At 39.6% G+C, this 22,142-nt stretch carries 20 protein-coding genes; 12 read left to right on the top strand and 8 right to left on the bottom strand.

From position 1 onward, the window contains the following. Nucleotide 1: 1 nt before the first annotated feature. Nucleotides 2–274 carry a cupredoxin domain-containing protein gene (locus AC27FM_RS06755; RefSeq protein ID WP_487086976.1) on the top strand — a complete coding sequence of 91 codons (273 nt, stop codon included), beginning with the start codon at nt 2–4 and terminating at the stop codon, nt 272–274. Then, entirely contained in the window at nt 274–2,199 is a 1,926-nt protein-coding gene (locus tag AC27FM_RS06750) for a copper-translocating P-type ATPase (RefSeq protein ID WP_487086975.1), read from the top strand. Before AC27FM_RS06755 ends, AC27FM_RS06750 begins: the two co-directional genes overlap by 1 nt. Before the next feature lie 43 nt (nt 2,200–2,242). Here AC27FM_RS06750 and AC27FM_RS06745 read toward each other — a convergent pair whose 3' ends face one another. After that, complete coding sequence (locus AC27FM_RS06745) at nt 2,243–3,160, bottom strand: L-lactate dehydrogenase (protein WP_487086974.1); 918 nt, start codon at nt 3,158–3,160, stop codon at nt 2,243–2,245. Between the two features lie 42 nt (nt 3,161–3,202). Beyond that, entirely contained in the window at nt 3,203–4,234 is a 1,032-nt protein-coding gene (locus AC27FM_RS06740) for a branched-chain amino acid aminotransferase (protein WP_487086973.1), read from the bottom strand. Nucleotides 4,235–4,399: 165 nt separating this feature from the next. Between AC27FM_RS06740 and AC27FM_RS06735 the strand changes: the two genes are divergently transcribed. After that, on the top strand, nt 4,400–5,365 hold the full coding sequence (locus AC27FM_RS06735; RefSeq protein WP_487086972.1) for a ketopantoate reductase family protein: 966 nt from the start codon (nt 4,400–4,402) through the stop codon (nt 5,363–5,365). A 74-nt stretch (nt 5,366–5,439) separates the two neighbouring features. Here the strand turns inward: AC27FM_RS06735 and AC27FM_RS06730 are convergent, their stop codons facing one another. The 3 genes from AC27FM_RS06730 to AC27FM_RS06720 are packed head-to-tail and all read right to left on the bottom strand — an operon-like array spanning nt 5,440 to nt 9,073. Continuing rightward, nucleotides 5,440–6,432, bottom strand: a complete 993-nt coding sequence (locus AC27FM_RS06730) for a LacI family DNA-binding transcriptional regulator (protein ID WP_487086971.1) — start codon at nt 6,430–6,432, stop codon at nt 5,440–5,442. Beyond that, nucleotides 6,433–7,893 (bottom strand): UDP-glucose--hexose-1-phosphate uridylyltransferase, encoded by a 1,461-nt coding sequence (locus tag AC27FM_RS06725; protein WP_487086970.1) that lies wholly within the window; start codon nt 7,891–7,893, stop codon nt 6,433–6,435. Between the two features lies 1 nt (nt 7,894). Next, the gene (locus AC27FM_RS06720) at nt 7,895–9,073 is read right to left on the bottom strand and encodes a galactokinase (protein ID WP_487086969.1); all 1,179 of its coding nucleotides are present in this window, start codon (nt 9,071–9,073) and stop codon (nt 7,895–7,897) included. Between the two features lie 217 nt (nt 9,074–9,290). On the opposite strand from AC27FM_RS06720, the gene AC27FM_RS06715 reads away from it, so the two are divergent. After that, entirely contained in the window at nt 9,291–10,157 is an 867-nt protein-coding gene (locus AC27FM_RS06715; protein ID WP_487086968.1) for a DegV family protein, read from the top strand. 54 nt (nt 10,158–10,211) lie between these two features. Continuing rightward, nucleotides 10,212–10,733: a GNAT family N-acetyltransferase gene (locus AC27FM_RS06710; protein ID WP_487086967.1), complete on the top strand. Its 522-nt coding sequence runs from the start codon at nt 10,212–10,214 to the stop codon at nt 10,731–10,733. Between the two features lie 48 nt (nt 10,734–10,781). Here the strand turns inward: AC27FM_RS06710 and AC27FM_RS06705 are convergent, their stop codons facing one another. Then, the gene (locus AC27FM_RS06705) at nt 10,782–12,284 is read right to left on the bottom strand and encodes a hypothetical protein (protein WP_487086966.1); all 1,503 of its coding nucleotides are present in this window, start codon (nt 12,282–12,284) and stop codon (nt 10,782–10,784) included. 34 nt (nt 12,285–12,318) lie between these two features. Then, nucleotides 12,319–13,698 carry a 23S rRNA (uracil(1939)-C(5))-methyltransferase RlmD gene (rlmD, locus tag AC27FM_RS06700; protein ID WP_487086965.1) on the bottom strand — a complete coding sequence of 460 codons (1,380 nt, stop codon included), beginning with the start codon at nt 13,696–13,698 and terminating at the stop codon, nt 12,319–12,321. A 65-nt stretch (nt 13,699–13,763) separates the two neighbouring features. Between rlmD and recX the strand changes: the two genes are divergently transcribed. From recX to AC27FM_RS06675, 5 genes are all read left to right on the top strand, one after another. After that, nucleotides 13,764–14,537, top strand: a complete 774-nt coding sequence (recX, locus tag AC27FM_RS06695; protein WP_487086964.1) for a recombination regulator RecX — start codon at nt 13,764–13,766, stop codon at nt 14,535–14,537. Nucleotides 14,538–14,648: 111 nt separating this feature from the next. Beyond that, a complete protein-coding gene (locus AC27FM_RS06690) occupies nt 14,649–15,401 on the top strand; it encodes a carboxymuconolactone decarboxylase family protein (RefSeq protein ID WP_487086963.1) in 753 nt (250 codons plus the stop codon). A gap of 5 nt (nt 15,402–15,406) precedes the next feature. Continuing rightward, entirely contained in the window at nt 15,407–16,237 is an 831-nt protein-coding gene (locus AC27FM_RS06685) for an SDR family oxidoreductase (RefSeq protein ID WP_487086962.1), read from the top strand. Nucleotides 16,238–16,259: 22 nt separating this feature from the next. Then, nucleotides 16,260–16,862, top strand: a complete 603-nt coding sequence (locus AC27FM_RS06680; protein WP_487086961.1) for an NAD(P)H-binding protein — start codon at nt 16,260–16,262, stop codon at nt 16,860–16,862. Between the two features lie 173 nt (nt 16,863–17,035). Next, on the top strand, nt 17,036–19,516 hold the full coding sequence (locus AC27FM_RS06675) for a hypothetical protein (protein ID WP_487086960.1): 2,481 nt from the start codon (nt 17,036–17,038) through the stop codon (nt 19,514–19,516). A 4-nt stretch (nt 19,517–19,520) separates the two neighbouring features. On the opposite strand, the gene AC27FM_RS06670 is transcribed toward AC27FM_RS06675, so the two are convergent. After that, nucleotides 19,521–20,381, bottom strand: coding sequence for a LysR family transcriptional regulator (locus AC27FM_RS06670; RefSeq protein WP_487086959.1), 861 nt, complete (start codon nt 20,379–20,381; stop codon nt 19,521–19,523). 192 nt (nt 20,382–20,573) lie between these two features. Between AC27FM_RS06670 and AC27FM_RS06665 the strand changes: the two genes are divergently transcribed. Together AC27FM_RS06665 and AC27FM_RS06660 are read left to right on the top strand one after the other, a co-directional pair. After that, nucleotides 20,574–21,431: an aldo/keto reductase gene (locus tag AC27FM_RS06665; RefSeq protein WP_487086958.1), complete on the top strand. Its 858-nt coding sequence runs from the start codon at nt 20,574–20,576 to the stop codon at nt 21,429–21,431. Between the two features lie 23 nt (nt 21,432–21,454). After that, entirely contained in the window at nt 21,455–22,108 is a 654-nt protein-coding gene (locus AC27FM_RS06660; protein WP_487087208.1) for an NAD(P)H-binding protein, read from the top strand. The last annotated feature ends 34 nt before the right edge of the window (nt 22,109–22,142 follow it).

Genomic DNA, 22,142 nt, shown 5'->3' with positions numbered 1-22,142 from the left:
TATGAGCGAAAACACACAAGAAATCACAGTTGAAGTTGCAGGGGGCTACAATCCAGAAGTTGTTAATTTGAGACAAGGTGTTCCCGCAAAAATTTCATTTACAAGAACTAAAGATCAAGGTTGCTTAGATGTAGTACATTCTAAAGCCTTAGGTTTTGAGGAAGACTTACCTATCAATGTGACTAAGACCGTTGACGTACCAACCGATCAAGCTGGAGAATTTGAATTTAGCTGCGGCATGGACATGTTCTTCGGGAAGGTAGTGATCTCGTAATGACTATTACAAGACGTTTTTGGATCTCACTTATCTTTTCATTACCAATGTTACTCAATATGATCATGATGCCATTTGGTTGGATGTTGCCGGGAGGTAACTGGACACAATTGATCCTGACGACAGTCATCATGATGGTATCAGCTCGTCCGTTCTGGCAAAGCGCTTGGGCATCTTTTACAAAGCATCACTCAAATATGGATACATTAGTCGCTATCGGTACTCTAACAGCTTACGTTTACAGTATTTATGCAATGGCTACTAATCAGGCAGTTTTCTTTGAAAGTGCCGCTTTTGTTACGACTTTTGTTCTTCTAGGACAAGTGTTCGAAGAGAGAATGAGAAACAATGCTTCAAATGCCATCGAAAAGCTGGTTGACTTACAAGCTAAGGATGCTGAAGTTATGCGCGATGGCAAGCTCGTTCAAATCCCTTTATCTGAGGTAGTAGTGGGAGATGTCATTCGAGTAAAACCTGGTCAAAAAGTTGCTGTTGATGGTGTTATCACTGAGGGAACATCAACGATCGACGAATCCATGGTCACTGGTGAAAGTATGCCAGTTGAGAAAAAAATCGGTGACAAAGTTATTGGTTCAACTATCAATAGTAATGGGACTTTTATGTTTAGAGCTGAAAAAGTCGGTGACGATACGATGTTGTCACAGATTGTTGAATTAGTTAAAAAAGCCCAAAACAGTCATGCTCCAATTCAAAACTTGACTGATAAGGTATCAGATATTTTTGTTCCCGTAGTATTGATCTTATCGATACTTACATTTATGGCTTGGTACGTCTTATTGGACGCATCGGTTGCCAGCTCATTGATCTTCGCAGTGGCTGTGGTAGTTATCGCCTGTCCTTGTGCACTGGGATTAGCCACACCTACGGCTTTGATGGTTGGAACGGGTCGTTCAGCCAAGATGGGTATCTTGATCAAGAACGGTGAAGTCTTAGAAGCAGTTAACGAAGTTGGCACCGTAGTCTTCGACAAGACTGGTACGATCACAGTTGGTAAGCCAGAAGTGACTGATATCGTTGGAGATAAGAAGACAGTTTTGACATTTGCGACAGGATTGGAACAGTCATCTGAGCATCCACTTGCATCAGCAATCGTAAAAAAAGCTGATGCTGAGAACATCACTATCCCTAAGGTCAGCCAATTCAAGGCGATCGAGGGTAAGGGTGTCGAAGCAATCGTTGATGGTCAGAAAGCATTTGTTGGTAACGACAAATTACTAGCAGATGTAAAGATCGAGGAATCGTTACAAGCACAGGTCATCAAGTTACAAGAAGAAGCAAAAACAGTAGTGTTCGTGGGAGTAGATAATTCAGTTATCGGTTTGATCGCCATTCAGGATGCTCCAAAGGATACATCCAAAGAGGCAATCGCCGATCTTAAAGCTCGTGGTTTGAAGACAGTAATGCTGACAGGAGATAATCAACGTGTAGCGGATGCAATTGCTGCCCAAGTTGGTATCGATAAGGTTATTGCTGACGTCCTACCTAGTGACAAAGCTGACCATGTCAAAGCATTGCAACAAGAAGGTAAAGTAGCATTCGTTGGGGATGGTATCAATGATGCTCCAGCCTTAACAGTTGCCGATGTTGGTATCGCCATGGGTTCAGGAACAGATATCGCCATCGAATCAGGTGGTATCGTCTTAGTTAAGAATGACTTGAGAGATGTTGATCGTGCCTTGGCACTAAGCAAGAAGACTTTCAATCGAATCAAGCTAAACTTGTTCTGGGCTTTTATATACAACGTTCTAGGAATTCCAGTAGCCGCAGGGTTATTCGTTGGTATTGGTTTGACCTTGAGTCCAGAATTAGCAGGATTAGCAATGGCATTCAGTTCCTTGTCAGTTGTAACTAGCTCAATGCTGTTGAACAAATCTAAAATTACTAGCAAAGTAAAAATGGCATAACAAAAAAATGTGTTGGTGGATTAATTTCCATCAACACATTTTTTTACATTGTAGCGAATTTTTCTTTGATAGTTTCAGCTGAATTTTTGAATTTAGCTTTTTCGTCATCAGTCAGTGTGACTTCATTAACGAATTCTACACCATTCTTACCAATTACGGCTGGTTGTCCAATGTAGGTATCGAATTCTTCATTGTAACAAGATACAGGACATTCGAATTGGGCATCAGAGAGGACTGCTTGGGCGAGCTTGACTGCACATGTGGCAATACCAAAGCTAGTATAACCCTTGCCTTGATATACGGCCCAGCCACCTTTTCTGATTTCTTCTTCAAGATCATCGTAATTAAGATCCTTGCCTTGTTGTTTGGCAAAATCTACTAGGGAGTGATTGTTGACACGTACACCTGACCAAGCAACGAATTGTGAGTCACCGTGCTCACCAAGTGTGTAGCCAGTTACGTTCTTAGGATTAGCACCGAATTGTTCCGCAACTACACGTTGCATTCTGGCTGTATCTAAGAAAGTACCAGTTCCCATAACTTGAGTTGTAGTCAGACCAGCTGACTTCTGTAAGTATTGGGTGATGGCGTCACAAGGATTAGTTGTATCGATGATGATGCCATTGAAACCAGAGGCTTTGATCTTAGGAGCAACTTCCTTAACGATAGCGTTGGTATACTCGAATTCTGCCCAACGATTACCAGTTTCTTTAGCTGCGTCTACCTTACCAGCAGTTAGGAACAAAATATCTGCGTCTTTTAATTCTGAATAATCTTGGATCTTGATGATCGTGCTAGTATCAAGCCTAGCGATTGCATCTTGCAAATCAAGTTGTTCAGAAACAGCTTTTTCTTCCTTATTGTCAATAAGAACTAATTCGTCAGCGATTCCTTTGGTTACTAAGGTATAAGCGACGGTAACACCAACGTGTCCGACACCGATGATTCCAAATTTTCTCATGTTCACGATTCCTTTTGATTTATTGTCTAGCAATTACTGGCTTTATTCTACCACTTGGACCCAACCTTCAGGTGCTTCGACAGTACCGAATTGGATACCTGTTAGTTCGTCGTATAGATTCTTAGTTACAGGACCAACTTCTGTCTCACTGTAAAAGACGTGTAGTTTACCATTGTGTTCCAGACCACCGATAGGAGAGATGACAGCGGCTGTACCACAAGCTCCAGCTTCTTTGAAACGATCCAATTGGTCGATGTATACGTCGCCTTCTTCAACACCTAGACCGAGGCGATGTTCAGCGAGCCATAGTAGTGAGTATTTAGTGATTGATGGGAGGATAGATGGTGACTTAGGTGTAACGAAGACGTCGTCTTTTGTGATACCAAAGAAGTTAGCTGAACCAACTTCTTCGATCTTTTGATGATTAACGGGGTCAAGGTATACACAGTCAGCGAATCCATCTTTATGTGCATTTTCTCCTGGCAATAGAGATGCAGCGTAGTTACCACCAACTTTAGATTGACCAGTACCCTTGTGTGCGGCACGGTCATATTGAGAAGTTGTGAAGTTAACAGGTGTCATGCCACCCTTAAAGTAACTACCAACTGGCATTGCGAAGACTGTAAATGTATATTCTGGAGCAGCGTGCACACCAATAGTTGCGCCTGATCCAATGAGTAGAGGACGAATGTAGAGTGTGCCTCCTGTACCATAAGGTGGTACAAAGTCAGCGTTAGCTTTAACAACTTGTTTGACGGCGTCAACAAACTTGTCTTCGGGGAATACTGGCATAAGTAGTCTTTCTGCTGAATTCTTTAAACGGGCAGCATTACGGTCGGGTCTAAACAGTTGAATTTTATTGTCGGGGGTACGGTAGGCTTTCATTCCTTCGAATGCGCCTTGACCATAATGAAGTACAACTGCGGCTTCACTTAGTGGAAGGGTACTGTTTTCGGTAAGACCGCCGTCTTGCCATGCGCCATCTTTCCAATGGGCTGTGTATCGATACGGAAGGTCCATATACTCAAATCCTAAATTATTCCAATCTAATTTTGATGCATCTGCTTTTGCCATAAAAAATCTCTCCTTTATTAAAAAAATATTTTAAAAGTTAATTTGTATGATAGTGCTTATACGACTGTTAAGTCAACTCTTTCTAAGAAAAAGATTAAAAACACATTGACAATTATTATAATTTGTCTAATAATTGCCAGTAATCACTAAATGGAGGCGCACACTATGAAATATGCAGTTTTAGGAGCAGGAGCAATGGGCTTGCGATATGGAGTCCTATTACAACAGGCTGGATTCCCAGTAGATTTCGTTGAAATCTGGGATACACAGATCAATAAGATCAAAGAGCAAAATGGAGTATATGTATCGAGAGATGGAAAAGATAAACATCTAGTGCCCGTCAATATTTATTCCCCCGAAGAATACGATGGCGACCCCGATGTCTGGATCGTATTCACAAAACAAATGCAATTGGAAGATGCACTAAAACGCACAGCAGGAAGTTTTAAAGACCATCAATATGTCGTTAGTCCAATGAACGGAATGGGACATATTGAAAAATTGAATAAGTATTTCAAACCTGAAAAGGTTATTGGTGGAACAGCATTGATTGGTACAGTTTTGAATGGACCTGGGGATGTTGATTTCATTGGTGCTTCTGGTGCTGGTAGTATGCACATGGCTAATCAAACAGAACAACCCGATGACACCACAAATCAAATCGTAGAAGAATTTACAAAGGCAAATCTGAACCCAACACTTACTACTAACTTCTTGGGTACATTGATGGCAAAAGTTATTTTTAATTCAGTTATCAATACATTATGTACAATGTTCCAGATTCGAATGGGCGAGTACATCCAAGGGGATACTGCGGAAAAATTAGGACGACAACTTATCAATGAAGCATTTGATGTATGTGAACGTGCTGATATTAAGCTGTTGAATACACGTGAGGAGGAGTGGCAGACGATTAAGTATGTAAGTACGACAACTAATCCACTCCACTTCCCATCAATGTATCAAGATATGTCAAAAGGTCGTCCGACTGAAGTCGATTATATCAACGGCTATATTTATGAATTAGGTTTGAAATACCATTATGAAGCAACGACACATGAATTCCTAAGAAACTTGGTTCACTTGTCAGAATTTGCTCGTGATTTCGATCCTAAGTCATTGGAAGCATAATTATTAAATACGTTAAATGCAAAAAGACAAATTTTTAAGAGATTAATCTTAATGAATTTGTCTTTTTTTTGTGGTTATTTTTCGATTTTTGTAGTGCTATCTCTAAATATCAACTTAGTAGCCAATTCCATTCTATACGAAACATGATCAGGATTGAATAACAAGCTGTATAACAATTGTACTGCAGCGGCACCCATTTCGATGGTAGGGACAGCGACTGAGCTTAATTCGGGATTAACATAGCTTGCGACTGAAGTGTTGTTATAACTGAATATTTGGACATCATCAGGCACTGAGATATTAGCTTTTTGTAGTGCCCTTAGCGCACCGGCAGACATAGGATCGTTGGTGATAAAAAATGCCGAGGGGAGTTTATCCAGTTTGGCAATCGCCTTTTTCATCTGTTCATAACCAGAACTCTTGGAATAATCACCCTTGAAGCAATAATCAGCGTTAAACAATCCCTTTTGCGTAAGATAATCTTTGTAGTAATCGAATCGTTTATCAGTGACCGTTCGCAATTGATCGGTAGATTTTTCTTCACCATAAATAATGCCGATATCTTTGATACCTTGGTCAATGAAAAAATCTAAGACATTACGGACGCCATACTTGAAGTCCGTCAGAACGGTATCAAAATTATTCTCAAATTGATCATCGTCGATGAAGACGATATTTTTGGAGTATTGCTTCATATCATCTACTTGCTCAAGACTAAACTTGCCCACAGCTATAATACCGTCGATGTCACCATCAATATTGCTTAAATCATTGTTGAAGACTCTTACGATATCGAAGTTGAAGCATTGGATCTTCTTTTCGATTCCTTCACGGATCGCCATATAATAAATATCATCTTGCTCTTTTGATTCTGAATACCATTGAACCAATGCGATGCGAGATTGTTTTTTGCGACTGACTTTGGAGTAATTCAAGTCTTCAGCAATTTTTACTATCTTAGAACGAGTTTCATCGGTAACTGAAAGGGTCAAGTCATTATTTAGAACTCGAGAAACTGTCGCAGGAGAAACGGCGGCCCTTTTTGCAATATCACGAATCGTTGCCATTTATTTCACCTCTAAACTATCAATAAATTCATCAAAGGCCTGCTGACCTTCATCGTCCCACTTGAAGACTCCAGCATTTTCTAATACATGTGAGAAGACTAAGCCGGTCTCTTGATTGACCAGTTTTCCAACATTGTCAGATGTAATGTCGTATTTTTTATCGATCTCATCAGCCCATTTTTTGTGATATTCCGCAATTTCATTGGGTTGATCAAGCAAGTATTTTTCTACTTCAACTAATTCAGTCTTTAATCTAGCTGGTAAAATTGCTCGTCCCATGACTTCGATCAAACCGATATTTTCTTTTTTGATATGTTGAAATTGTTGATGCGGATGAAAAATACCATCGGGATAAGTTGTGGAAGTTTGATTGTCGCGTAAGACGATATCAAGGATGTATTGATCATCTTTGCGATAAGCAATCGGTGTGACAGTATGATGTCTGGTGTCGTCAGTGTAGGCACGAATGTCTACTTTTTCGTCAGAATATGACTTCCAATTTTCGTGGATCAAGAGCGCAGCCGTGACTAATTTGTCAGGATCAGAACTACTCAATCTAATATCTGACAATGGCCACTTGACGATACCGGCAGATACACCGCCTACTGGTAAGTGAATTTCTTTTGTGATCGGTGCTTTCATCATAGGGAAGACATGGCGTCCACCTTGGTAGTGATCGTGAGATAACATCGACCCGCCGACGATAGGTAAGTCAGCATTACTGCCGACGAAATACTGTGGAAATTGTTTGGTGATCTCTAATAAATTATTTAGTGTGTGTTGATTGATGATCATCGGACGATGTGTCTGTGAAAGGAAGATGGCGTGCTCGTTGAAATAAGCATAAGGAGAGTATTGGAATCCCCAAGTTTCTCCGCCAAGCATGAAGCGGATGATACGGTGATTACTTCTAGCTGGGTAGCCTAAGCGACCTAAATAACCTTCGTTTTCCATACACAATTGACATTTAGGATAACCAGTTTGAACCTGATCTCGAGCCGCTGCAATTGCCTTGGGATCTTTTTCAGGTTTGGAAAGATTGACGGTTATCTCAAGGTCACCGTAATCGGTAGCGGATGTATAAGAAATATTTTTGGCGATAGCTTTGGTTTTTATGTAATCATTGTCACAACTTAACTCGTAGAAGTAATCAGTCGCAGCTTCGGGAGATTTTTGATAGAGATTCCAAAACTTGTGATTGATGTGTGATGGAGTAGGTGTATATAAGTCCATCAGTTGATCGCTGAGGATTTCTCTGTCAGTCAGTGTATCAGTGATTTTTTTATTTTGAATTGCAGTTTGTATTAAAGCGTCGCGAGTCATCAGCAGGTTCTTAGCATTCATGGAACATTCATCCCCAACTAAAGCACGAACGCAGTTGGTTAAGTAGATTCGATCTAACTCTTGATAGTCATTATCTGAATTAATAACTGCATCGACGAATTTATCGATTGCACTCATATTATTTTTCCACCTTTAATAATTCTTTTGGCCCGTCAGAAATCTCGGCGATATAAAAGTCGGCATCATAACCGATCATTTGTCTGTATGTCTCGCCAGCATTTTGTTTAAAATTCTCCACTTGGTCTTTTTCAACGATGGCGATGGCACAGCCACCAAAACCAGCACCGGTCATTCTAGCACCCAAAACTCCAGGTTGATGCCAAGCGGCAGCGACTAACGTGTCGAGCTCTGGACCTGTTACGGCATAGTCATAGTGTAGAGAAACATGTGATGCGTTGACTAGTTTTCCAAAACTGACCAAGTCGTTTTGTTTTAGTTTGTTGATGGCACGCAAAGTACGTTGGTTCTCAAAGACGGCGTGACGAGCCCGACGAATCAAAGTGTCGTCATTGATCAAGTATGAGTTCTGGTCAAATTCATCAATGCTCAAATCGCCAAGTGAATTAATGTCTAGCTTTGTTTGTAGTCTCTCTAAGGCACTTTCACATTCGCTGCGCCGTTCATTGTACTTAGAATCTTCTAGTTTACGTCGTTTATTGGTATTCATGATCACGATGGCGTGATTTCCTAATTCAACGGGTGCGTATTGATATTCCATAGTATTAGTATCTAGCAAGATGGCTTGGTCTTTTTTGCCCATACCAACGGCAAATTGATCCATGATACCGGAATTCACACCAATGTAGTTATTCTCGTCTTGTTGCCCTAATTTAACTAAGTCTAATTGATCAATTTTTAGATTGAAGACGGTGTTCATAACAGTCCCCATCAGTAATTCGATCGATGCTGAAGATGAGAGACCTGCACCATCAGGTAAGTTGCCGTGGATGAAAAGATTGAAGCCGTGATCAAACTGGTAACCCTTATCGGCAAGATAATACATGATTCCACGAGGATAATTGACCCAATCGTCCTCCTTCTTGTAGTCCAAATCAGTAATCGTGAAACTAGTGATGCCTTGTTGAGGAAAGTTGGCTGAGTACAATTGAACTACGTTGTCGTCACGAGACCCATAAGCGGCGTACGTTCCGAGACTGATGGCACATGGAAACACGTTACCGCCATTGTAATCCGTATGCTCACCAATTAGATTGATACGTCCGGGTGAGAAGAATAGCCTGTCGGCGTCATTATTGAAGATATTCTTGTAATCTAGTAAAAGGTTATCTGTATTCATAAGTTTTCTCCATATTTAGTAAATGTTTACTAGAACATAATACCTTGTTTTAGGGATATTAACAAGATTTACTTTAGTAAATAATTAGTAAACAGAGTTGTGTTAGCAAGGTAACAAAATTCAGTTTTTAGGTCATTTGATAATAGAAATGTATGATAGTTATGTTATGATTTAACCAATACTTTCATATATTTTGAAGGAAAAAAGAGGACGAATTATGCCAACAGCGATTGTGACAGACACGGCTTCATATTTAACACCAGAAGAGATTGAAGAATTCAACATTGTGGTGTTGCCAATCACAGTTATTTTAGGAAACAAACAATACAAAGAAACAGAAGAATTGGGACTAGATAAGTTTTATGATTATCTAAGCACTGAGGATGAATTGCCAACAACGGCACAAGTGTCAATGGGACAAATTGAGGAAGCTTACGATAACTTGGTCGCTAAAGGCTATGACAAGATCATCTCTATTCATCTATCGAGTGGGATAACTTCATTTATGGATAATTTGAGGATGTTTTGCAAGACGTATGACAAGGCAGAAGTCTTTCCTTTCGATTCATTGGTTGCTAGTGCTGGCGAAGCCAATCTAGTTTTGCTTGCCGGTAAGCTAGTCAAAGAAGGCCAAGAACCAGAAGAAATCGTTCCTAAGTTATTAAAGCTACGTGAGACGATGGAAGTACGTTTTGCGGTTGACGACTTGAAGCATTTGATGCGTACCGGGCGTTTGAGTAACCGCTCCGCAGTCATCGGTAATTTACTGAATATCAAGCCAATGCTTACGTTTGATGAAGAAGGTAAGATCATTGCCATCGGTAAAGAACGTACTATGAAGCGAGTTTTCAAGCTGATGTGTGAGAAGATTCAAGAGACATTGGACAGTGTCGATTATCCAGTCCATGCTACGATCATTGACGCCAACAACTTGGAATTGTCAGATGCGTGGAATAAGGAATTGAGTGAAAAATTCCCACAGATCCGTATAACTAAGAGATCATTAGGACCGGCTATTAGTGTTCATACAGGTGAGAAAACGATGGGCATCATCTGGCAAGAGGATTGGCAAACAATCAAATAATTATTTTTTGAAAATACAAATTTTATTGGTCTTTTATTTTAGGAAGTGAACTTTATGTTTAATGTGTTTGTTAGAAAGGCACAGATCGAAGAATTAGAACAAATCATCAAAGTTATCAACGATGCAAAGAATCTCATCAAGGGAACTGGCAGTCCACAGTGGCAAGATGGAGAGCCTAGTCGTGCCGTGCTAGTCGAGGACTTACAATTAGGCCGTGGCTACGTTATGATAGTCAACGGTAATTTGGTCGGTTACACTTGCTTAATGCAGACGGATGACCCACATTATGAAGTCATCCAAGACGGTAGCTGGAATAATACGACTGACAAGTATGCGACTCTACACCGCGTGGCAATCTGTGATGGCTATCGTGGTAAGCACCTAAGTGACTTCTTGATGTCTAATATGTTCACGATCGGCTATGAATTAGGATTCAGAAATTTCCGAATCGATACTCACGAGATGAATCAAGGCATGCAACACGTGTCTGAAAAGTTCGGCTTCCAATATCGAGGGATAATCTATGTTGGTCCTAAAGAAGACGACCGACGTGTGGCGTATGAATTGAATCTTTAATAAAATCAAAAAAAGGTAGCTTCCAGATTTCACTTGGGAGCTACCTTTTTAAAAATCATCATACGTAGATTTTTTGATAATTCGTTTAGTCTTTTCAATAGGCAATGGTGCATTCGCCTCGTTAAAATATTCGATGTTTACTACTTCAACAACTGCCTCATGATTATCTCTTCCAGCAGGAACGACCACGAAATCACCGATTTCAATACTGTCATCGTCAGTCAAATAGTAATATGATTTCTGTCCCTCATCGAAGGCTACACTACAAAAAATGTAATCATTTTTGTGTCTCTTAGATTTACCGTAGATAGACGGAGCGAGGATTTCTCCTGAGCCATAAAGGCTCAAAAAATCTGATACTTCTTCCGCAAACTTATCAAAACCATCTGGCAGACCTTCGCTGTCAAAGGGACCTCTAATAACACGTTGTGGTTTTTTCTTAAAATCTATGGTTATCTGGTAACCATTTGTTTCACCCAGTGTTTTTATCTCATCATCACGTCTTATTTCAAACGAAAATAAATCATCCACACTGAAATTATCGAGGAGGTCTTTAATGGCACCCTTAACTTTATATTCATGCGAAATATTGCAGTCATCGCTGGTATTTTGAGTATGTTTAAGCGTTTCAGTTTTCCTATCAATAATTAGTTGTTCAGTATAATTTTGATCTTCGTATTTCCACTTGGCGATCCCAGGGATGAATATTTGGTTGGTCTTTGGAACGCGGTGATAATCCAAAGTTATTTTGGTAATTACATCTAGTTTGTATTTCCCATCAAAAACAAAAAGATCGTCCATATCCAGAGTATCACGAATGAGATCGGATAAATCTGTCCCTTGGTAAATGAACTTAGCGCAAAGTGATCCTTTGTATTTATATTTTTTACCATCGGTGTTGGTTAATTCCAACGTCCAACCTCCGATATCCGTAGCGAAAATTTCGTCATATTCATCGCTGAAATACATCGATATCGCGCTAAATAACTTATCAACCGCTGACTTATCGATTGTTAGCCGCTGACGCCGTACTTTTTGATTATCCTTATCGCCAAAATAATATCCAGATAAACTAACGCTACCTTTATCATTTATCGTAAGTTGCTGCTCAATTTCATCTTCGGCCGTTGGAATTACCCAGTAACTGCTATCATTCGATACGATGCGCATCTTTTTTAGTGTCCCTTGAAATGTCAGAAGACTATTTTGCGAAAGCAATTCCAGTTTGCTGAGGGCTAGAATAAACCATTTACGATTTTTGGGTTTCAAAATTACTTTTGAATAGTATGCCCATCTCCACATCGAAAAAATGGCAGAGCCAAGCAGGTTAATATCGGTGACATCGTTGATTACCTTTGTCAGTTCGTCTGAATCGTAGGCAGCACTGCCATATAGTTGTTCAAAGGATTTACTACGATCCATTTTAAAGCCAAGTGCAGCACAGTCATCAGCCATATAATGATCAGATAGTTTGAGGTAGTCGATATCTTGATTACTGAATTTATTCATCCATTTGATAGCAAAATCATGTATTTGTCTCGTTCTGTTCACCGTGCTGCACCTCCCATATATCTGGTTCGGGTCTTTATCTTCTACTTAGTTTAACAACTGTTTCAACGTGTGGTGTCTGTGGGAACATGTCAACAGGTTGTAAGTAATCAACACGATATTTATTAGTCAAACGTGTTAAGTCCTTGGCTAAAGTAGAAGGGTTACATGAGATGTAAACTAGCTTCTCAGGGCGATGGCGTAGTAAGGTGTCGATTAGTTTGCTATCGAGTCCAGTACGTGGTGGATCAACGATAACGGCATTGGGTTTGATATTGTCAGTCAATAGTTGTGGATAGATTTGATCCACTGAACCTACGTAGTAGTCGGCATTATCGACCTCATTTAATTCAGCGTTCTTTTTAGCGTCAGCGATGGCCTCAGGGATTATCTCGATTCCATAGACATGTTTGACTTGGTCAGCTAGGGTGATACCGATGGTACCGACACCACAGTATGCGTCTAGGAGTATGTCGCGTTCTTCGGGATTGAGTGCTTTTGTGGCAATGTCATATAGCTTGTCAGTTTGTAATGAGTTTAATTGCAAGAAGGCACGTGGTGATAGATTGAAGATGTATCCGTTGATATCTTCTTGGAGGTATTCATCACCCCAAACTAGACGTGTGTCATCACCCCAGACGCTACCTTTATCATCTGTATTGACATTTTGAGAGATAGAACTAACTTCTGGTATTTGTTCTTGAATTTTTTCGATGATCTGACGTTCCTTCAAGAATTTCTTCGTCCGAGTGATGAAGGTGATTTGGAGTTTATTGAACTCGACTGATTGACGAATCACGATCATACGTAAGATACCAGATTTTTCTTCAGGATTGTAGACGGGGAGACCTAATTCCTTGATGATGCCGACGATCTTACGCATTGCCGTCATAGTCAAGTCCATCTGTGTAGGCATCTCTTCCAAGTCTACTAATTCTTGTGTACCATTCTTGTATAGTCCACAGAGAATCTTACCGTCAATTTCTTGGATAGGGAACTGTGCCTTGTTACGATACTTTTCTTGTTGTGGAGAAGCTACTGTTGGACGAATGTTGTAGTGTTCGTAAGCGTAAGGCTTATATTTTTCTAGTGATTCTAACAAAATATCGGCTTTGAATTTTAATTGATCTTCATACTTGATGTGTGCGAATTCGAGGCCGCCGACTTCACTAGCTAATTCAGGAACATCAGGGTTACGATAAGGACTAGCCTTACGGATTTTGTGAATCTTACCATTCAAGAACTTAGGATGAATGTCAGTGATTTCACAGACGATGATGTCTTCAGGTACGGCCCTAGGTACGAAGACGATGACATGCTTGAAGAAGCCGATTCCTTCACCATTGATTCCGATTCTCTTGATTGTGAGTGGGAAACGGTCACCCACTTGTAATTCTTCAGTTAAATTATTATCCATTTGATTTTTCCTTTTTTAAAATGTGCGATAAACTACACTAGAGTATAACATGTGAGGTAAAGATATTGGCAAAAGTAACAAAAATACAAGCTCAAAAACACAAAGGACGATACAATGTTTATCTTGACGGGGCATACGCCTTTCCAGTTGGGGAGACTACTCTGGTTGATTTTCGCTTGATGAATGGTACTGAACTTGATAACGAACAAGTCAAGGAGATCAAGTCCCGTGAGAATACTAATAAAGCTTATGGCGATGCGGTCAATTATTTGAGTTATCAATTACGGACGAAAAAAGAAATCAAAGACTACCTATATAAGAAGGAATACGGTTCGCCAGTGGTTTATTCAGTTATCGAACGATTGGAAAAACTCAATTATCTTGATGACGAAGCATATGCCACTAGCTTCATTAACACGCAATTGAATACTACTGCAAATGGTCCAAAGATCATCCAGCAAAAGATGGCGCAAAAGGGTGTGCCAGCTAATCTCATCGAAGATAAGTTGTCCGAGGTGGATGAAGATAGATTATTAGAGAACGCGACGGAATTCGCTAGTAAACAAGTGCGAAAACAACGAAACAAGTCGTTCCAGCAAATGTTGACAAAACTCAGACAAAGCCTGTATCAAAAGGGCTATGGTAACGAACTCATTTCCCAAGCGATTGATAATTTAGAGTTAGAAAAAGACGATGAATCCGAAAATGAAAATCTAACGCGGATGATCGACAAGGTCAGCCACCGTTACAATAATGATTCGAAGTTGATAAATTATTTGATGGGTAAGGGATTCAAATATGACGCAATCAAAATTGCATTAGAAAACCGTGATGAATGATCATCACGGTTTTTTTGTATAAGTAAAACTTATCAATAATGAATAAATCTTGAATTGGTTAATAATATGATTCCAATTACAATGTGTCCATGAAGTAATGGAGGAGTAAAAATGGCAATTAGTGAATTCGCAACAAAATATCATGAAAAAATGTTTCCCGGATATAAATCAAAATTTTTAGAAACTGATCCAGAATTTATTGAAAGATTTGATAATTTTGCATTTGATGAAGTCGTCAATCAGGTTGATTTGGATGATAAAACTAGATTCATGTCAATTTTGGCAACTTTGATTGGCTGTCAAGGTATTGATGAATTTGAAAGCATGGTTCCTGCCGCCTTGAACTTTGATGTTACCCCAGTTGAAATCAAAGAAGTTGTTTATCAGGCAGTTGCTTACTTAGGGATTGGACGAGTCTTTCCGTTTTTGAAAGCAACTAATAAGATTTTTGAAGAAAAAGGTATTACCTTGCCACTAGAATCACAGTCGACTACGACAATGGAAGATCGTCTTGAAGCAGGTGAAATGGCCCAAGTGGATATTTTTGGTGATTCGATGAAGGGATTTTATAAATCTGGATCAGCGGATAGTAAACATATCAATCGTTGGTTAACTGACAATTGCTTCGGTGATTATTACACGAGAAAAGGATTGAATAAGCAACAACGTGAGATGATAACTTTTTGTTTCATCTCAGCCCAAGGTGGAGCTGAACCACAACTAACAGCGCACGCGAAGGCAAATATGTTGATCGGCAACGACAAGGATTTTTTGATCAAGATCGTTTCACAGAATATCCCTTTCATTGGATATCCTAGAAGTTTGAACGCATTGAATTGTATTGAGAATGCAGAAAAGGAGTAAATAATATGACGAAAAAATGGTTAATTACTGGAATTAGTAGTGGATTTGGAATGGAGATGGCCAAACAATTATTGGCTGCTGGCAATATTGTTATAGGTACTGTCAGAAATACCAAAAAGGTCGAAGCATTACAGAAGCAATATCCTGAAAACTTAGATGTAGAAATCCTCGACGTGACAGACACGAATGCTATCGAACAAGTAGTGACTGGAGCGTTTGAACGTTATGGAGAGATTGATGTAGTAATCAATAATGCTGGCTATGGTTTGTTTGGAGCTGCAGAGGAATTGAGTAATGAGCAAGTGGATCAAATCATCGCTACTAACTTAACTGGCTCCATCCAAGTTATCAAAGCAGCATTACCTTTTATGAGGAAACAAAAAGCCGGGAATATTATTCAAATATCATCTTATGGTGGTCAAGTAGCCTATCCAGGTAATTCCCTTTATCACGCAACTAAGTTTGGTATCGAAGGATTTGTGGAATCGGTAGCTCAAGAAGTGAAACAATTTGGTATTCATACTTCGATCATCGAACCCGGTGGAGCCAGAACCGAATTTCGCTATGGCAGTGCTCACGTCGCAAACTTGATACCTGCATACGATGGTCCCACGCATGCATTCTTAAAAATGCTCGATCCCAAAAATGGCTTAGCAGTTGGTGATCCAGCCAAGATGGCAAGTCGAATTATTGAAAGTGTCGATCATCCTGAATGGCCCTTACACATTGTATTGGGTTCACAGGCACTTACAGATACGATTGAACGACTCAATGAACGAGTTGATGCTTATAAGACAGAAAGTGAATTAGCAGCTTCAACTGATTTTAAAAATTAATAAATTATAAGGAGTTTTATAAATGAAAAAAGTATTGATCATCGGTGCTACTGGTAATATCGGTAGTGCGGTTAGACAAAATTTGTCAAATGAGACTGACGACCAACTGACGTTATTTGCTCGTCACGCTGGTAGAATCAGTCCAGATAGTCATGAAAAAGTAATCGCTGGTGATGTAACTAAAGATGCTGACTTAGACCAAGCAATGCAAGGACAAGATGTCGTTTTTGCGGCTTTGAGTGGTAATTTGGAGGCATTTGCTACAAAAATAACTGCGGCTATGAATCGCAATAATGTCCAGAGATTGATTTTTATCTCATCAATGGGTATCTATGATGAAATACCCGCATCAGTCGGAGCTGAGGGTAATCTTAGCAACAATCCAATCTTAAAAGGCTATCGGGCCGCTGCTGATGTAATTGAACAATCTGACTTAAATTACACGATTATCCGTCCGGGATGGTTCACTAATGGTCCGGTTGATTACGAGGTCACGACAAAAGGCGAGCCATTCGGTGGACACGATGTTTCGATCGACAGTATCGCTGACTTGGTCAAAAAATTATCCGAAGATGATAATTTGTATTCTAAGGATAGTGTTGGAATAAATACACCAAATAGCTAAATTTATATATTATATACATTATTAGTTGAAAATATAACATTAGGTATATTTTGTAGAATGAATTTTTATCAATATTTGTAAAAAATATTTTTATATTACAAACTGTATGCTCTATTTTAAAATGATAAACTTATCCGTATAAGACGTAATCGCTTACGGAGAGGGAAATTATCATGAAAAAGATACTGTATATACTATTTGGGGTAGTTTTTATATGGTTATTTTTGTTCGGCGTAAAACCAGTATCAGCTGCTTCGACAAATTTGGATGGAACGACTGACAGTGATGGAATAACTTGGAGTACTACCACTAAATCTATTCCTCAAGTTATGAAATTATCTAACAGTGTTTCTTTGGGATATACGATCGGTTATGCCGGTAATCCGGGAGGAGCTATCGACATGAGTGGTGATAGCCATATTTTGGATACTAGTAGTGGTATTAATGATATTTATTCCAAAATGAATACTTTTTTGGTCGATAACGGAAAGTATATTTCGACATCATCACAACGTGCCAGTGGTTGGTCTTACGGTAATGTTTCACCGACATCTCCACAATTTATGGTGGTGGATGCTGATAATAGTAGTGGAACACTACCAGTCTTGTTCGCTAACACTAGTTCATATTTAAAAGACAAAGCTTTTTATCAAGGAACAATTCCTGATACCAGTATTAAGGCGTACAAACTGACTGGTGATTTTGAAGGTAGTAATTTAAAATTGGCCGTAGAATTGACTATCAAGCCTGTGGCGCCAAATGTACCGATAATTGAGCGCCGAATGAAGATCACTAATATTACCAGTTCACCTGAAAAACCAACCGTCTACTTTGGTGATGACACTGGTCTCAATGCTACATCCGCAGACAATGTAACTTTTTATAGTTTGGGTGTTGGTAAAGGGTTTTACTTTAATCACAATTCTTATGGTCTGTACATCAATGCTGACATTCCAAATGGTCCAGATTCATACTTAACTAAAAAATACGAGAACGGAAATACTACTTGGGCTAGTTCTTTACTTTCGGGTCCCGGCCAAGAGGCTGATACTAGCTTGACTACTGGCGAACTGATGGGTAAATCGGTAGATAGTGCCTATACACTCAAGTGGAATGGAAAAACACTGCAGCCAGGTGAAAGTGCTACTTACAGCACGACTATTGGTACTTCTAAGAACAATTATATTTTGCCGGTTCAAAGTAAAACTTATGTCAATAAGACGCATCCCAATGTTGCGGTCAATAAAATCGGTGATAAGCTCGAATTTCATCTCAAAATGTCCAACAACGGTTATAACAGTTCGATGAACTTAAATGAAATCAAAGATGCTATGCCTGAGGGAATAGAGTTGGATGCTGATGATTCCGCACATTATATCGTCTATGACAAAACAGGTAATCAGGTTAGTGATACTGCGGTAACGCTGGGAAGTGATGGAGCTAATTACTTTTATCAGCCCAAAACCAAGCTAGCTTACTTGGCATCGGCGGAATTAGTGATTCCAGTAAAAATCACCAACGCCGCTGGTGGTGACAGTGGAACGATCATTCGTACTAACAAGGCGACGTTTGATGTGGTTGATAATAATAACAGCAATAACGATTCGTCACCTATTGCGAGGGTCGATATTCCGATCGAAAAGAAACAAGTTGACGAAGTCCCTGACTTTCATTACAGCTTCAAGTACGATGCCCGGGTGTTGAACAATTCGGAATTAAATCAAACAGACCCTGCTGAAATATCTCAAGATAGTGCGGATTACAGTGACAATATCGAAGCTCCCATCGGTTCGACGATAAGATTTAGATATACTTATACCATCTACAAAGATTCCAAGGAGCGTCTAACCGGTGGTTATATTCAAGCACAAGTAGATAGTAACAATTTTACTGTGGTGCCGATCAATGGTCATAATGGTGTCGTTTCTTATTCGAATGGAATTCCCAAGCTGGGTAATCCCTTGAATCACGGACCTATGGCTTTACAAAGCACTGTTCAAGATAATACCGTTCACGGTTGGCTGGATGTGTTGGTGACTTCTAAACAAGAAATCGAAAAGATAGCCCAGAATGCCAAAATGGTCAATGTTGATTTGAATTGGGGCACCGCCCACGCCGACCTAGTATCAAATGATGTAAATATTAAAGTAACGCAGAGTTCGGGCTTCGTTCAAGTTCCCGATCTGATCGACTTTGGGGTGATTAATTATTTCAGTCAAAACAGAAAACGTGAGAATGTTAATACAGAAGGTAAGTTGATCGTCAACCATCCTGATTACAATGACTTCAATGTTTCGGTCAGTTATGAGGCTGGTAAAGAATTAGCACAGCGTGAAGCTACTAGTGACGGTAGTTTAGGTGACGTCATCGGTGATACTGATGAGGAGAAGGACGGCAATACCCTGAAAGCTCCTGCAGGACAGAATCTACTCGAATACAAGCAAAAAGATGCTGGTTCTAGTAGTGATGGCACCTGGAAAGCACTCGACAGTAGTGGTGTTAAACTACGAGCGACTGATTTCAGTGGCAATGCGATCGATCAGGATTTAACTGATTATGTTAAAGCTGGCAACTTTTTATTACGCATCAATAACACGGTCAAAAATGGCAAGTACACAGGTCAATTAGTCTGGACGATGACCGATTCACTCTAGGATTTTACTCATTCCAATAATTAGCTAAGTCAGTGATTAAGGGCGTAACCATTTGTCGCTGGCTTTTTTTGTACGCTGCATAAAGATCCATCTGTGCTGATTCATCACTGATGGGGATTTGAACGCGATCGTCATTTTCGCCATGGTGCTGGTCAAGATGAGAAAGATTGGTGCTGAAATATGGAAAGTTTGAATACTTTGAAATTTCAGTAAAAGCATCATATTGGTCTTGGTAGAGGAATTTTGCCTTAGGTATTTCAGTTTGAATAATATCCTTCCAGATTCCGATCTCGGCTATGACTAGAAAACTGAGTCCGGTCATTTCTGCGAAAGTAACGGTATTCTTATTGGCTAGATAAGTGAATTTATCGAGATTGACGGATAGCTTTTCGGTACCGATAAAACGAGATTCGATCTCGTCAGTGATGATTTCTTCGTTCGTAAAGATGAGTGAAAAATCATCATTCTCGAGATTTGGTACAACGGAATTTTGGTCAAGAAGGGTATCAAAAATCTTAATATTGTCATCTTGATCTTTTAAATTGTGTAATAAGATCAGTGGACCGGGAACGATGGAGGCGATAGCGATGTTGCGATGGCTGAAGTCATAATTACGCACGATTCTAGAAAACTGTTGATTTTGCTCAATGACTTTTGCAGCTTCTTTTGCAGCTAGTTCCCCCGTCTTAGTCAATGAAATTCGATTCGGTTGACGATCGAATAATTTAACTTCTAATTCATCTTCTAGCTTTTGCATGCCACGAGTGACGGTAGGTTGGGTAACCATCAGTTGCTCAGCGGTGGCGGCTAGGGTTTTGTATTTAGCAAAAGTTACTAGTTCTTCCAATAAATAATTTTCTATCATAGTATTAACTCCTAGGTATACGTTAAATGCATGGTATCATGCTTAATTAGTTGTTTTCAAGCGTCAGTAGTAACTCGATAATAAAAGTAATTTCAGTATACATCCGACGTATGGTGCCATACCCAATAAGTAATTTTCAGATATCAATCGTGGACATATAATGAATTCATCAATAACAAAGAGGTATGAAGTATGCAGACAGTAAAATTAAATAACGGCATTGAAATGCCACAATTAGGATTTGGAGTGTTCCAAGTAACTGACTTGAAGCAATGCGAGGATGCAGTCGTTGAGGCGATTGCTTCTGGATATCGTCTGATCGATACCGCCGCAGCTTACCAAAACGAATCAGCAGTTGGTAAAGCTATCAAGCGCAGCGGCGTTGATCGCAAGGATCTGTTCATCACGTCTAAGTTATGGGTTTCTGATTTTAATTATGAGAGAGCCAAGGCCGGTATCGAAACTTCACTAAAGAACTTAGACACTGACTACTTAGACTTGTACTTATTGCACCAGCCATATGGCGATGTAATCGGAGCATGGCGTGCTCTAGAGGAAGCATACAAGGCTGGTAAGATTCGCGCTATCGGTGTTTCTAACTTCTATGCTGACCAACTCAAGAATCTCGAACTATCGACTGAAATCAAACCAGTAGTTAATCAAATCGAAGTAAGTCCTTGGTATCAACAACCTTCTGAAGTGGAATTCTCACAAAGTGAGGACATCAAGGTGGAAGCTTGGGCACCATTTGCCGAAGGAAAACACGATATATTTACAGATGAAACGATTGCCGCCATCGGACAAAAATACAACAAGTCCAATGGACAAGTTATTTTGAGATGGTTACTCCAAAGAGGCATCATCGTAATTCCTAAGTCTGTTCATAAGAATAGAATGGAAGAAAATATCAATGTCTTTGACTTTGAATTGTCAGCTGATGATATGCAAACGATGGCAACTTTGGATAAGAAAGAAAGTCAATTTTTTGATCACCGTGATCCCGTAACGATCGAACAGATCTTTGGTTCAAGTTTGGAAAAAATAAAATAATTAATTAAATAATAGGTGGAATAATAATGAAAAAAGTATTAATTTTAGCAGCAAATGGACAAATCGCACGTTTAGTTGAGGATCGTGTATTGAATGAAGATCAATTCTCAGATGTAGAATTAACCTTATTCTTACGTAACAAGTCAAGATTGAATAATCTAAAAGACAATCCTCGAGTAACTTTGATCGATGGTGATATCAACGATGTTGCACAGTTAAAAGCCGCAGCAGAAGGCCAAGACATGATCTTTTCTGCAGTTGTTGACCATGACCCTAACAACACACAAACGAGAAATATCATTGAAGCTATGAATGCTACTGGTGTAAAACGTGTCGTTCAAGCAAATGTCCTCGGTATCTATGATGAAGTTCCCGGTGAATTTGGTCGTTGGAACAAAGAACAGATCGGTGGAGGAATGGCTCCAGCACTCAAAGCTGACCAACTACTCGAAGAATCAGGTTTGAATTACACAACTCTACGTCTACCATGGTTGAATGACCTTGACGTCAAGTATACTGTTACTCACAAGAATGAAAAGTACGTTGGTGTTTCTGGCTCACGTAAGAGTATGGCGGACGTCATTTTGAAGATAGTTGCTGACTTTGACTACTTGAAGAATGACAGTGTTGGTATCGCCGATCCAGATACACAAAAAGAAACTCGTCCAGTCTATTAATAAATAATAGTAAATAAAAAATATAAAGTTGTTG

This window comes from Companilactobacillus sp. y65-5, assembly GCF_057541095.1.
This window is presented reverse-complemented; position numbering and strand designations above follow the sequence as displayed.